The organism is Pseudomonas sp. SJZ077 (genome assembly GCF_007993905.1).
Classification (GTDB): domain Bacteria; phylum Pseudomonadota; class Gammaproteobacteria; order Pseudomonadales; family Pseudomonadaceae; genus Aquipseudomonas; species Aquipseudomonas mandelii.
In genome coordinates this window covers 239,333-252,261 of the sequence record NZ_VIUJ01000001.1, presented here as the reverse complement: position 1 = coordinate 252,261, position 12,929 = coordinate 239,333, and the positions used below count along the sequence as shown (strand labels likewise).

At 61.4% G+C, this 12,929-nt stretch carries 10 protein-coding genes and 3 tRNA genes; 9 read left to right on the top strand and 4 right to left on the bottom strand.

All coding sequences use genetic code 11. The features are described from left to right. Positions 1 to 25: 25 nt before the first annotated feature. The 8 genes from FBY01_RS01415 to FBY01_RS01375 all read left to right on the top strand — a co-directional run bounded on the left by FBY01_RS01415 (position 26) and on the right by FBY01_RS01375 (position 6,776). Positions 26 to 1,237, top strand: a complete 1,212-nt coding sequence (locus tag FBY01_RS01415) for an O-succinylhomoserine sulfhydrylase (RefSeq protein WP_010456020.1) — start codon at positions 26 to 28, stop codon at positions 1,235 to 1,237. Next, complete coding sequence (locus tag FBY01_RS01410) at positions 1,234 to 2,007, top strand: SDR family oxidoreductase (protein ID WP_010456018.1); 774 nt, start codon at positions 1,234 to 1,236, stop codon at positions 2,005 to 2,007. The genes FBY01_RS01415 and FBY01_RS01410 overlap by 4 nt, the downstream gene beginning before the upstream one ends. A gap of 182 nt (positions 2,008 to 2,189) precedes the next feature. After that, positions 2,190 to 2,265: transfer RNA gene (locus tag FBY01_RS01405), tRNA-Val, on the top strand. Between the two features lie 55 nt (positions 2,266 to 2,320). After that, positions 2,321 to 2,397, top strand: a tRNA-Asp gene (locus FBY01_RS01400). A 105-nt stretch (positions 2,398 to 2,502) separates the two neighbouring features. Then, positions 2,503 to 2,579 (top strand) — tRNA-Asp (locus FBY01_RS01395). Positions 2,580 to 2,828: 249 nt separating this feature from the next. Then, entirely contained in the window at positions 2,829 to 3,338 is a 510-nt protein-coding gene (locus tag FBY01_RS01385) for a sigma-70 family RNA polymerase sigma factor (RefSeq protein ID WP_042932721.1), read from the top strand. Beyond that, entirely contained in the window at positions 3,335 to 4,285 is a 951-nt protein-coding gene (locus tag FBY01_RS01380) for a FecR domain-containing protein (RefSeq protein ID WP_145306036.1), read from the top strand. The genes FBY01_RS01385 and FBY01_RS01380 overlap by 4 nt, the downstream gene beginning before the upstream one ends. 67 nt (positions 4,286 to 4,352) lie before the next feature. Beyond that, positions 4,353 to 6,776 (top strand): TonB-dependent receptor, encoded by a 2,424-nt coding sequence (locus FBY01_RS01375; RefSeq protein ID WP_145306038.1) that lies wholly within the window; start codon positions 4,353 to 4,355, stop codon positions 6,774 to 6,776. 146 nt (positions 6,777 to 6,922) lie between these two features. Here FBY01_RS01375 and aldA read toward each other — a convergent pair whose 3' ends face one another. From aldA to FBY01_RS01355, 4 genes are read right to left on the bottom strand one after another with little or no spacing between them, the layout of a single operon-like run. Further along, positions 6,923 to 8,356 (bottom strand): aldehyde dehydrogenase, encoded by a 1,434-nt coding sequence (gene aldA / locus FBY01_RS01370; RefSeq protein WP_145306040.1) that lies wholly within the window; start codon positions 8,354 to 8,356, stop codon positions 6,923 to 6,925. Between the two features lie 20 nt (positions 8,357 to 8,376). Next, positions 8,377 to 9,177, bottom strand: a complete 801-nt coding sequence (locus FBY01_RS01365; protein WP_145306042.1) for an aldolase/citrate lyase family protein — start codon at positions 9,175 to 9,177, stop codon at positions 8,377 to 8,379. A gap of 14 nt (positions 9,178 to 9,191) precedes the next feature. After that, positions 9,192 to 10,376, bottom strand: coding sequence for an L-rhamnonate dehydratase (gene rhmD / locus FBY01_RS01360; protein WP_077750338.1), 1,185 nt, complete (start codon positions 10,374 to 10,376; stop codon positions 9,192 to 9,194). Positions 10,377 to 10,392: 16 nt separating this feature from the next. Beyond that, positions 10,393 to 11,688, bottom strand: coding sequence for an MFS transporter (locus tag FBY01_RS01355; RefSeq protein WP_145306044.1), 1,296 nt, complete (start codon positions 11,686 to 11,688; stop codon positions 10,393 to 10,395). A gap of 125 nt (positions 11,689 to 11,813) precedes the next feature. Here FBY01_RS01355 and FBY01_RS01350 point away from each other — a divergent pair, with 125 nt between their 5' ends. Beyond that, positions 11,814 to 12,755 carry a LysR family transcriptional regulator gene (locus FBY01_RS01350; RefSeq protein ID WP_145306046.1) on the top strand — a complete coding sequence of 314 codons (942 nt, stop codon included), beginning with the start codon at positions 11,814 to 11,816 and terminating at the stop codon, positions 12,753 to 12,755. Positions 12,756 to 12,929: the final 174 nt, after the last annotated feature.

Below are 12,929 nucleotides of genomic sequence, written 5' to 3'. Positions count from 1 at the left end.
AAAGAACAAGGCAAGGAGTGACAGCATGAGTCAGGATTGGGATGCCGGTCGGCTGGACAGCGACCTCGAAGGCGTAGCGTTCGATACCCTGGCCGTACGCGCCGGTCAGCACCGCACGCCGGAAGGCGAACACGGTGATCCGATGTTCTTCACTTCAAGCTACGTATTCCGTACCGCTGCCGATGCGGCGGCGCGCTTTGCCGGTGAAGTGCCGGGCAACGTTTACTCGCGTTATACCAACCCGACCGTTCGCGCGTTCGAAGAGCGCATTGCCGCGCTGGAAAGCGCCGAGCAAGCGGTCGCCACGGCCACCGGCATGGCAGCGATCATGGCGGTGGTCATGAGCCTGTGCAGCGCTGGTGATCACGTGCTGGTGTCGCGCAGCGTGTTCGGCTCGACCATCAGTCTCTTCGAAAAGTACTTCAAGCGCTTCGGCATCGAAGTCGACTACGTGCCTTTGGCGGACCTGTCCGGTTGGGACGCAGCCATCAAGGCCAACACCAAATTGCTGTTCGTCGAGTCGCCGTCCAATCCATTGGCAGAGCTGGTAGACATTGCCGAGCTGGCGAAAATCGCTCATGCCAAAGGCGCGATGCTGGTGGTCGACAACTGCTTCTGCACCCCTGCGTTGCAACAACCGCTGAAGATGGGCGCGGACATCGTCGTGCACTCGGCGACCAAGTTCATCGATGGCCAGGGCCGTTGCATGGGCGGCGTTGTCGCCGGTCGCAGCGAGCAGATGAAAGAAGTGGTGGGTTTCCTGCGCACCGCCGGGCCGACCCTGAGCCCGTTTAACGCCTGGATCTTCCTCAAGGGTCTGGAAACCCTGAGCCTGCGCATGAAGGCGCATTGCGCCAACGCCCAGCAACTGGCCGAGTGGCTGGAGCAGCAGGACGGCATCGAGAAAGTCCATTACGCCGGCCTCAAGAGCCATCCGCAGCACGAACTGGCGCTGCGCCAGCAGAAAGGTTTCGGCGCCGTGGTGAGTTTCGAGGTCAAGGGCGGCAAAGAGGGCGCCTGGCGCTTTATCGATGCGACCCGTCTGATTTCGATCACCGCCAACCTGGGCGACAGCAAAACCACGATCACGCACCCGAGCACCACCTCCCACGGCCGTCTGGCGCCGCAAGAGCGTGAAGCGGCGGGCATTCGTGACAGCCTGATCCGCATCGCGGTCGGTCTGGAAGACGTGGCAGACCTGCAAGCCGATCTGGCGCGCGGGTTGGCGGCCTTGTGATCGAGTTGGCGACGCCGGGTACCGGCACCCATGGCCGCGTTGCACTGGTCACCGGTGCTGCACGCGGCATCGGGTTGGGGATCGCGGCCTGGCTGATCAGCGAAGGCTGGCAGGTGGTGCTGACCGATCTTGATCGAGAGCGTGGTTCGAAAGTGACAAAAGTGCTGGGCGCAAACGCCTGGTTCGTCGCCATGGACGTCTCGAACGAGGGGCAAGTGGCGCTGGGCGTTGCCGAGGTGCTGGGTCAATTCGGGCGTCTGGATGCGCTGGTGTGCAACGCGGCGGTGGCCGACCCGCACAACATCACCCTGGAAAGCCTCGACCTGGCTTACTGGAACCGGGTGCTGGCGGTCAATCTCAGTGGGCCAATGCTGTTGGCCAAACACTGTGCGCCGTATCTGCGCGCTCACAGCGGTGCGATCGTCAACCTGGCCTCGACCCGTGCCGGGCAATCAGAGCCTGATACAGAGGCTTACGCGGCGAGCAAGGGCGGCCTGCTGGCCCTGACTCACGCGTTGGCCATCAGCCTTGGGCCGGAAATACGCGTCAACGCGGTCAGCCCTGGCTGGATCGACGCGCGAGACCCGGCGGCACGACGTGCCGCCCCCCTGACCGATGCCGACCATGCCCAGCATCCGGCGGGCAGGGTCGGGACTGTCGAAGACGTCGCGGCGATGGTGGCGTGGCTGTTGTCGAAGAATGCCGGGTTCGTCACCGGCCAGGAATTTGTGGTCGATGGCGGCATGACCAAGAAGATGGTCTACAAGTAGAAGCTGCAAGTCTCAAGCTACAAGCGGCAAGTAAATGCGAGCCCGTGCAAGCCCTGAATACGCGATCCTGCTTTTACTTGCCGCTTGAAGCTTGTACTTGGAGCTGTTTTGAAAAAACTTCAATCCTGCTATTGACTTAGGTTCGCTACCTGCGTAAATTTCGCGGCCTCGGAGATGCAAACGGGTGATTAGCTCAGCTGGGAGAGCGTCTGCCTTACAAGCAGAATGTCGGCGGTTCGATCCCGTCATCACCCACCAAATCCGAGAGTCTTGCGAGAGCAAGATGGAAGCTGTTAAAAGCCTCCACCGACGCGCAGCGGTAGTTCAGTCGGTTAGAATACCGGCCTGTCACGCCGGGGGTCGCGGGTTCGAGTCCCGTCCGCTGCGCCATATTTTCCGAGTCAGGCTTGACCTGATTCGAGATTGAAAGAGAGATTGAAAAGTCTCGGAGCTTTCAGTCAGACGAGTTAATTGAGCGTCAGCTCAAAGCGATACGCAGCGGTAGTTCAGTCGGTTAGAATACCGGCCTGTCACGCCGGGGGTCGCGGGTTCGAGTCCCGTCCGCTGCGCCATATCTGCCTCAAGGCCCGCTGAACGCCTTGGAGCTACGAAGAAAGCCGCTGGCAATCTTCGAGTCGATAGCAAAGACCCTGGTCGAAAGACCGGGGTTTTTTGTGTCTGCGATTTGGCTTTTCTCTCATCCATACCCTCCCCAATGAACCTTTCTGCTCAGTCGATGCATAAAGGGCTTCCTTCGCACGCCTGACATTAATTAGAATCACTCTCATTTACGATAACTCCTTGGCACAGGGCTTCTTGAAATGAGCGATGCAGCGATGCCGGAGGAGCAAACCTTCCATGACTTGTACCGCGACCATCGCGGCTGGCTCGAAAACTGGTTGAGGCGGCGCATGAGCAATGGTCATGATGCGGCGGACCTGAGCCAGGATACGTTCGTGCGTGTGCTCGCCAGCTCCCAGCACATTGCTGACCTGCAAGAGCCCCGCGCCTACCTGGCGACCGTGGGCAAACGGCTGCTGACCAACTTCTACAAGCGCCGCAGCCTCGAACAGGCTTACCTCAACGCCCTGGCGCTGCTGCCCGAAGACTGCGTGCCATCCCCTGAGCAGCGCTGGATTCTGCTGGAAACCCTGCAAGCCCTCGACGAATTGCTCGATGGATTGCCGACCCCGGTACGACGGGCATTTCTCTGGAGCCAACTGGAAGGTCTGGGTTACCAGCAAATCGCCGAGCGCCTGCAAGTCTCCGAACGCACGATCAAGCGCTACATGGCCCAAGCCTACGAACACTGCCTGCTGGTGGACCTGTGATCGGTTCAGCCCCTTCGGCCGACGCCCGCCACGTCATGCGGGCTGCCGCGCAGTGGCTGGCGCTGATGGAATCGGGCACTGCCGATGAGCAGGACCGTGCGGAGTTGCAGACCTGGCGTGACAGCCATTCCAGTCACGAACAGGCCTGGCAGAAAGCGCAACGCTTGCGTCAACGTTTTAGCGACCTGCCTTCAGCATTGGCGATGGCCAGTCTGGATAGGCCGCAGCCGAGCCGGCGTGCGGTGCTCAAGCGCGCCGTGGGAGCGGTGGCGTTGGTGCCGACTGCCTGGCTGATCAGTCGGCAGTTGCCTTTGGATGTCTGGGGTGCCGACCTGCGCACGGCGACCGGCGAGGGCAAGAAAGTCCGGTTGACCGATGGCAGCTCGCTGCAATTGAACACCGCGAGCGCCGTCGATATCGATCTGAACACTCGGCTACTGAAGCTCGTGGAGGGCGAAATAGCCCTGAAAGTCCCCGGTTCGTCGCCGCTGACGATCCAGACTCACTTCGGCCAGGTAGTCGTCAGTCAGAGCGAAGTGTGTGTTCGCCAGTGGCCGACGGGTTGCCGGGTGTCGGTGCTCAACGGCGCGGTGCAGTTGGAGCCTTTGCGCGGACCGGTCTTTTCATTGCGCGCAGGCCAGCAAGTCAGCCTTCAGGCGGCAGGTGCCGGCGCTGTGGAGCCCTTCGACGTGCTTGCTCCAGGCTGGCGAGACGGTGTGTTGATGGCACAGAACCAGCCTCTGGGGGATTTCCTGCGTGAACTCAGCACCTATCGCCCGGGTGTGCTGCGCTGGGAGCCGGAACTGGAATCCCTGCGTGTCACCGGCAGTTTTCGCCTGGAAGACACTGATCGTATCCTCACGCTGTTAGCGGCCAGCTTGCCGCTGGAGGTGCATTCGCGTACGCGTTATTGGGTCACGCTGCTGCCGCGCAAAAATAGTGTTTGAAGGGTGTCCCCTTTTTTCGCGTCGCTTGTCATTCAAGGCAAGTGAACGAATCAAGAGAGCTTCTTCAATGCCCGCAGTGTTCCCGTCGAGTCCGCGTTTGGCTTCATCCCGCCTGCGCCCGTTAATGCACTTGAGCCTGTTGCTGAGCCTCAGTGCCTGTCCGTTGTTTATCACCGCCGGTTGGGCCGAAGACGCGCCTCGACGCAGTTATCAGGTGCCGGCAGGCAGCCTTGGTGCAGCGCTGACCCGTTTCGCGGGTCTGGCCGGGGTCAATCTGTCTGTGGACCCGGCGCTGGTGAGCGGTCGCAACAGCCCCGGTCTGTCCGGCGAGTTCGCCGTGGAGGAGGGTTTTGCGCGGCTGTTGCAGGGTTCCGGTCTGCAACTGCAACCGGTGGGCGAGCAGGCCTACATCCTGACCCCGGCGCCCGAAGGCAGCGGTCTGCAACTCGGCGCCACCTCGATTCTCGGTTCCATCGACCCGGTGGACGGTGATCCGTATGCCGGCGGCCAGGTTGCGCGTCGCGGTTCGCAAGGCTTGCTGGGCTCCAAAGATTTCATGGAAACGCCGTTCAGCATGACCACCTACACCAGCGAGGTGGTCAAGAACCAGCAGGCGCGGACCTTGGGCGACCTGATCGCCAACGATCCATCGGTTCGTGCCACGAACCCGGCGGGTGGGCGCTATGAGCAGTTCACCATTAGAGGGTTGAGCCTGTTCAACAGTGATGTTGCCTACAACGGTCTCTACGGCGTGTTGCCGACTTATACGATTGATATGGAGATGGCCGATCGTGTCGATGTGATCAAAGGTCCGAGCCAACTGATCAACGGCATCTCGCCGCGGGGCAGCGTGGGTGGCGGAATCAACGTGGTGGCCAAGCGCGCCACCGACAAGCCCATTACTTCGTTTACCGGTATGTACGCTTCCGACAGCCAGGTCGGCGGCGCAGTGGATGTTGGCCGGCGCTTTGGTGAAGACAACAAGTTCGGCATTCGTTTCAATGGCGTCAAGCAGTCCGGCGACACCGAATGGGATCAGCAGAATGTCGACCGCGAGATGGCCGTGCTGGGCCTGGATTTTCGCGGTGAACGCCTGCGTCTCTCGACGGACGTCGGCCGTACCGAGCGTGATACCGACGCGCCGCAGGAGCGGGTGCAGGTCAACGCCAACGCGCGGGTTCCACATGCCAGCGATGTGCGTCACAACTATGCGCAACCCTGGAGCAAGGCGAGTACCAACGACACTTTCGGCACGGTGAACGCCGAATTCGACGTCAACGATTCCGTGATGCTCTACGGCGGCGTGGGTGCGCGCAAAAGCAATCATGATTTTCTCCGGCATGCCGTCGCGGTCACCAACGACAAGGGCGATTTCAGCGTTCAACCCCGTGATTTCACCCGCGACGAAAATGTCCGGACGGCCACGGCTGGGGTGCGCAACTGGTTTCATACCGGCCCGGTGAGCCACGAGGTCAATCTGGCGGCCAGTTATTTCTACATGGACTTCGAAAATGGCGGCACACGTTACGCGGCGGCCCCCAGCAACCTCTACAACCCTGTGGAAACACCGACGCCGGTCAGGCCGACGCGCCAGGATCCGAAGGTCTATACCGAGAACCGCTTCAGCGGCGTGGCCTTGTCCGACACCCTGGGATTCTTCGATGACCGGCTGCTGCTGACCCTGGGCGCCCGCTGGCAGCGGGTGAAGGTCGAGGACTGGTCGGATAACGTAAAAGGCGACACCGCCTACGACGAGGAAAAGGTTTCGCCGTCGGGCGGCATCCTGTTCAAGGCCACCGATAAGCTGTCGCTGTACGCGAACTACATGGAAGGCCTGAGCCAAGGCAAGATCGCGCCATCGACCTCGATCAACGAAGACGAGATTTTCCCGCCATTCATCAGCCGCCAGGTCGAGGTCGGCGCCAAGTATGACGCTGGCGCGTTTGCCATGACCGCTGCGGTGTTCCGGATCAAGCAGCCGGCCTATGAGACCAACGCCACCACGCGGGTTTTCGGCCCGAACGGCAAGCGTGAAAACACGGGTGTGGAACTGAGTGTGTTCGGTGAGCCGCTCGAGGGTTTCCGCCTGCTCGGCGGCGTCATGTATATCGACAGCGAGTTGACCAACACCGCCAATGGCACCTTCGACGGCAACCGGGCGCCGGCCACTCCGAAATACAACGTCAACCTGGGCGCCGAGTGGGACGTGCCCACCGTGCAGGGCCTGACCCTCACCAGCCGGGGCATCTATTCCAGTTCGCAGTATCTGGACCAGTCCAACAACAAGGAGATCGACTCGTGGGAGCGTTTCGACGTGGGCGCACGCTACGCGTTCAAGGTCGAGGAAAAGAACATCACATTGCGCGCCAACATCGAGAACGTGGCCGACAAGCGCTACTGGAGTTCGGCCGGGGCGTCGGATGACAGTGAGCCAGGGTTGACGCTGTCGACACCGCGGACCTATCTGCTTTCGGCGACCGTCGACTTCTGACGGCATCGCGTTGACTGACCCGACGCCATCGCGAGCAGGCTCGCTCCCACACTGGTTTTGTGTTGTTGCATAGATTTAATCAACAACACCAATCCCCTGTGGGAGCGAGCCTGCTCGCGATAGCGGCATCAGCAACGCCGCAAGACTCAGCCTTGCAAGTAAACCGCATGGGTATGGGTGTACTCGTAAAGCCCATGCTTGCCATCCGCGCCGCCAATCCCGGATTTACGCACCCCGGCATGGAAGCCCTGCATGGCCTCGAAGTTCTCGCGGTTGACGTAAGTCTCACCAAAATCCAGCTCGCGCATTGCGTGCATGGTTTTACTGAGGTCGCGGGTGTAGATCGACGAAGTCAGGCCATAGTCGCAGTCGTTGGCCAGGGCGATGGCTTCGTCGAGGTCGTCGATAATCTGGATCGGCAGCACCGGGCCGAAAATCTCTTCGCGCATGATCTCCATGTCGGCGCTGCACCCGGCCAATACCGTGGGCTGGAAGTGAAAGCCGTTCGGCAAATCGGCAATCTGCCCACCGCTGATCAGACTCGCGCCCTGGCTCAAGGCCGTGCGCACTTTGCGGTTGACGCTGTCCAGGCCCTGACGGTTGATCAGCGGGCCCATTTCCACCTCTGGCCGGGCAATCGGATCGCCATAACGGGTGGCGCTCATCGCCGCTGCGATGCGTTCGATAAACGAGTCGGCGACCTTGCGTTCGACGTACACCCGCTCGGCGCAATTGCACACCTGACCGCTGTTGATGATCCGCGAATCGCGAATGGCTTTTACTGCCAGATCAAGGTCGGCATCCGCCAGCACAATGGCCGGCGCCTTGCCGCCCAGTTCCAGGTTGAGTTTGGTGATGTTCGGTGCGGCGGCGGGCATGATTCGCGAACCGGTGTCGACGCTGCCGGTGAAGCTGATCATGTCCACGCCCTTGTGCGCACTGAGCGCCGCGCCCACTCGACCATCGCCGCAAACCACGTTGAACACGCCCGCCGGCAGATCGGTTTCGGCCACCAGCCGGGCGAATTCGAAGCAGTTGTTCGGGGTTTCTTCACTGGGTTTGATCACGATGGTATTGCCGGTCAGCAGGGCCGGCGCCATCTTGCGGGCGATCAGGAAAAACGGGAAATTCCACGGCAGAATCCCGGCGACCACGCCCAGTGGTTTGCGAAACAGAAAGATGTTTTCGTTCTGCCGGTCGCTGGTGATGATTTCGCCTTCGATGCGCCGGGCCCACTCGGCCATGTAGTCGAGGTAGTCGGCGGTGAAATTGACTTCCACTTCCGCCAGGCCGCTGACCTTGCCTTGTTCGAGGGTGATGGTGCGGGCCAAGTGCTGGACGTTCTCCCGCAGCTTGGCGGCGATCCGGCGTAGATGCCCGGCGCGTTCAATCGCCGGTTTGCGCGACCAGTCTTTTTGCGCGGCGCGCGCGGCGGCAAGGGCGTGGTCGACGTCTTCGGCCGTCGAGGCCGGGACTTTCGACAGCACGACACCCGTGGCCGGGTTGATCACATCGAGATGGGCAGTGCTGGCCACGAACTGGCCGTTGATGAAGTTTTCGTACACGGGCACGGACGACATTAGGGCGACTCCTTGGCTGATCAGTAAGTGCGCGACGGCGCGTGTTCGGTGGCCGGTGCGCGGTAACGGGCGAGGGTGGCCGTGGCGCTTTGGCGCAGCAGGCTGATGTCGATGGCCACGGCAATGAACTGACACCCCCAGCTTTGATAGCGGCGCGCGTCTTCTTCGTTCGGCGCGAGGATGCCGCAAGCCTTGCCGGCTGCGAGCGTTGCTTTCACTGCGTGCTGGATGCGTTCCTGAACGTCAGGATGGCCAGGGTTGCCGGCATGACCGAGGCCGATGGACAAATCCGCCGGGCCGATAAACACCGCGTCGACGCCTTCGACGGCGGCGATCGCTTCGACGTTTTCCACGCCAATCCGCGATTCCACCTGAACGATCAGGCACAACTGCTCATGGGCGGTGTTGAGGTAATCCGGCACGCCGTCCCAGCGCGTGGCGCGAGTCAGGCCGCCGCCGACGCCACGAATGCCATGCGGCGGATAGCGCATGGCGCGCACCAGGGCGGCCGCTTGCTCGGCGGTTTCCACCATCGGAATCATCAGCGTCTGCGCACCGATATCCAGCAGTTGCTTGATCAGGTTGGCATCGCCCGTCACCGCACGCACCACGGGCGCAGTGGAGTAGGGCGCCACCGCCTGCAATTGCGCGAGTACGCCGGGCACGGTGTTTGGCGCGTGTTCACCGTCGATCAGCATCCAGTCGTAACCGGTGGTGGCGACGATTTCGGCGGCGTAGCCGGTGGCGAAACCGGCCCAGATTCCGTACTGGGTCGCCGGGTTTTTCAGCGCGGCCTTGAAAGCGTTGTGAGGCATGTTCATAGCGGGGTCCTTTCTCAGCGGTTGTACGGCCGATGCAGTTGGCATTCCGGGTTCAGGGTCACGCCGAAACCTGGCTGGTCGAGTGCCGAGAGGCGCATGCGGCCGTTCACCGGCACCGGTTCGCCGAGCAATTGCGGGTGGAACATCGGCACCACTTCGTCAGCCTTCGGCGCCATCATCAGAAACTCGGCGAACGGGCTGTTATGCCGGGTGGCGACGAAGTGGTAGCTGTAAACCGAAGAGCCGTGAGGAATCACCAGCGCGTTGTGGGCATCGGCCAGGGCGGAAATCTTCACCAGTTCGGTGATCCCGCCGCACCAGCCGACGTCCGGCTGGATGATGTCGCAGCAGCCCATTTCCAGAAGCATGCGGAAACCCCAGCGGGTGGCTTCGTGTTCGCCGGTGGTCACCAACATGCCTTTGGGCACGTTGTTGCGCAGGGCCGCGTAGCCCCAGTAATCGTCCGGCGGCAGAGCCTCTTCGATCCACTTCAAACCGTACTCGTGGGCGCCGACCGCCAGCTTGGTGGCGTAGTTGAGGTCCAGGCTCATCCAGCAATCGAGCATCAGCCAGAAGTCCGGGCCCACCCGCTCGCGCATGGTCGCCAGTTCTTCGAGGTTCTTGCGCAGGCCTTCCTCGCCTTCGGCCGGGCCGTGATGCAACGGCATCTTGCCGCCAATGAAGCCCATTTTCTGCGCCAGGTCCGGACGGGCGCCGGTGGCGTAGAACTGCAATTCGTCGCGCACCGCACCGCCGAGCAACTGATGCACCGGCTCTTTGCGGATCTTGCCGAGCAAGTCCCACAACGCCAGATCAACCCCGGAGATCGTGTTGATGACGATGCCTTTGCGACCGTAATACAGGGTCGATTGGTACATCTGGTCCCAGATTTTTTCGATGTCGGTGACCCGTGCGCCTTCGAGGAAACGCGCCAAGTGTTTTTCGACAATGTACGCGGCAGGCTCGCCACCGGTGGTGACGGCGAAACCGACCGTGCCGTCGCTGGCTTCGATCTCGACCACCAGCGTGCCGAGCACGTTGATGCCGAAGGTGCGGCGGCTCTGGCGATACTCGGGGTATTTGCTCATCGGCGTGGCAATGTGATCGTCGATCCAGTGACCGTCCGCCTGATCGTGATAATCCGCGCCGCCGCCTCTCAACGTGAAGGCGCGGACGTGTTTGATGGTTGGAATGCCCATGGTGTGACTCCTCAGGTTAAACGGTGGCCGGTGTGTTGGAAGGCTTGTGGACGGGTGAGCGGATGCCCAGGACCAGCAACGCGGCGATGACGGTGGTGCCGGCCAGCACGTACAAGCCTGCGGCCGGTGAATGGAAGGCGCCTTCGGCCCAGTTCTTCAGGACCGGGGCGATGAAGTCGCCGAGGGCGCCGAACGAGTTGATCAGGGCAATCCCGGCTGCAGCGGCGCTGCCGGCGAGATAGCTGGAAGGAAAGGTCCAGAACACCGGTTGCACCGCGATGAAACCGGAAGCGGCGAAACACAGGGCGACGATGCCGAGGAACGGGCTGGCGAAGGTCACCGAGCAGGCGATTCCAGCCGCGGACATCAGCAACGTCAGGCAGGCGGTGCGGCGACGTTCGCCGGTGCGGTCGCTGTAGCCGGGGATCAGGTACGCCGCGACTATCGCGCAGATCCATGGGATCGCCGTGACCAGTCCGACCATCAGCCCGACCTTGGTGCCCAGCAGCCCGCCGACCTGGGTCGGCAGATAGAACACCACGCCGTAGACGCTGGCCTGAATCAGCAGATAAATCAGGCACAAGTACAGGACTGAGGGTTGGCACAGAACATTGAGCAGGCTGCGGCCATGATTCTGTTTGTGGCTGTCTTCTTGATCGAGGATGCCTTGCACTTGCTGGCGTTCTTCAACCGTCAGCCACTTCGCGTCGGCCGGGCGATTGTCCAGATACCAATAAGCCCAGACGCCCACCGCCGTGGCCATCAAGCCTTCAACCGCGAACAGCCATTGCCAGCCGTGGACGCCGGCAAATCCGTCCAGCTCCAGCAGCAAGCCAGACAACGGACTGCCAAAGATGAACGCCAGCGGTGCACCGAAGTAGAAAAAGCCCATGGCTTTGCCGCGCGCGGCGCTGGGGAACCAGTAGGTGAGGTAAAGGATCACGCCGGGGAAGAAGCCGGCCTCGGCCACGCCCAGCAAGAAGCGCAGGACGTAGAAACTGGTTTCGGTGTGAGCAAAGACCATGGCGGCGGAGACCAGGCCCCAGGTCACCATGATCCGGCACATCCACAGGCGGGCGCCGACACGGTGCAGGATCAGATTGCTCGGCACTTCAAGCAGCGCGTAACCCACGAAAAACACCCCGGCGCCGAAGGCGAAGGCAGCGTCGCTGATGTTGGTGTCGGCTTGAAAGGCTTGCTTGGCGAACCCGACGTTGGCGCGGTCGAGGAAGGCCATGATGTACATCAGTAGCAGGAAAGGGAGCAGCCGCCAGGAAATTTTGGCGAGCAGAGGCGCAGGTAGAGTCTTCATCGCAGTTTTCCTTTGGTAGGGCATTTGTTCTTATGGGAAAGACTGTACGGCCGCGGATCGATACGTTACAAATCGAATCTAGCTCACAACTGATACCTTCAAGGTATCGATAACAAAGGCCCGCCATGACCACGCCGATCATCTCCCGCAGCCTGCTCAACCGCCTGCGCTACAAGCATTTGCACATGCTGGTGACGCTCAGCAGCAGTCAGAACCTGCACCGCGCCTCGCAAAGCCTGAACATGTCGCAACCGGCGGCGACCCGCATGCTCCATGAGATTGAAGACATGTTCGGCTGCGACCTGTTCGAGCGCCTGCCACGCGGAATGCGGCCAACAGCGCTGGGCAGCGAGTTGATTCGTTTCGCCGAATCCGCCCTCAGCGGCCTCGACCGCTGCGCCGAAGACCTGATCGCGCGGCAGCAGGGCGGTTACGGTTATCTGTCCATCGGCACCATCATGGGCGCCGCGCCCGACCTGGTGATGGATTCGATTGCCGAGATCAAGGCGCTCAATCCGCAGTTGCGCATTCGCATCATGGGCGACACCAGCGATCAGGTGATCCAGTTGCTGGAGCAGGGCCGCATCGACCTCGCCATTGCCCGTCGAAACGCTGCCACCGACAGCGAACATTACGAGTTCGAACAGCTGGGCAACGAACGGTTGCTGGTTGTCGTTCACGCCGGTCATCCCCTGGTGCAACGGGAAACGCTCGAACTCTCGGAACTGGTCAGCGGCTGGCCGTGGATCCTGCAGCCGGAAACCAGCCCGGCGCGCATCGGGCTGGATCAGGCCTTGCAGCGCCTGGCCTTGCCGACACCCGCCGACATCATCGAATGCAGCTCGGTGTACTCGATGCAGCAACTGATTCAACTGACCGACGCCATCATGGTGCTCTCGGAAACCGCGTTGCGCGACTACCTGAAAATGGGTCTGGTGGTGGCGCTGCCGGTGGAGCTGGATGTGCAACTGGCGCCATTCGGATTGCTGCTGCGCAGGGGCGAACACATCAGCCGGGAGTTGGGTTTGTTCATCGATTTGCTTCGCCGGAAAGCGGCGGTTTTCTGATTATTTGGTCAGATTTTTGTTGCCAGTTGTTTTCTACAAGCCGATATATCTATAAAGTTAACCTTTCGGTCAGCTTTGCACTGTCAACACAGCCCTTTGCCTCGTCAAAAAGGGCTTCTGCAAGACTCGAGATCCCCAGAACATAACCAGAAGGGCGGACCCATAACCGCCCAG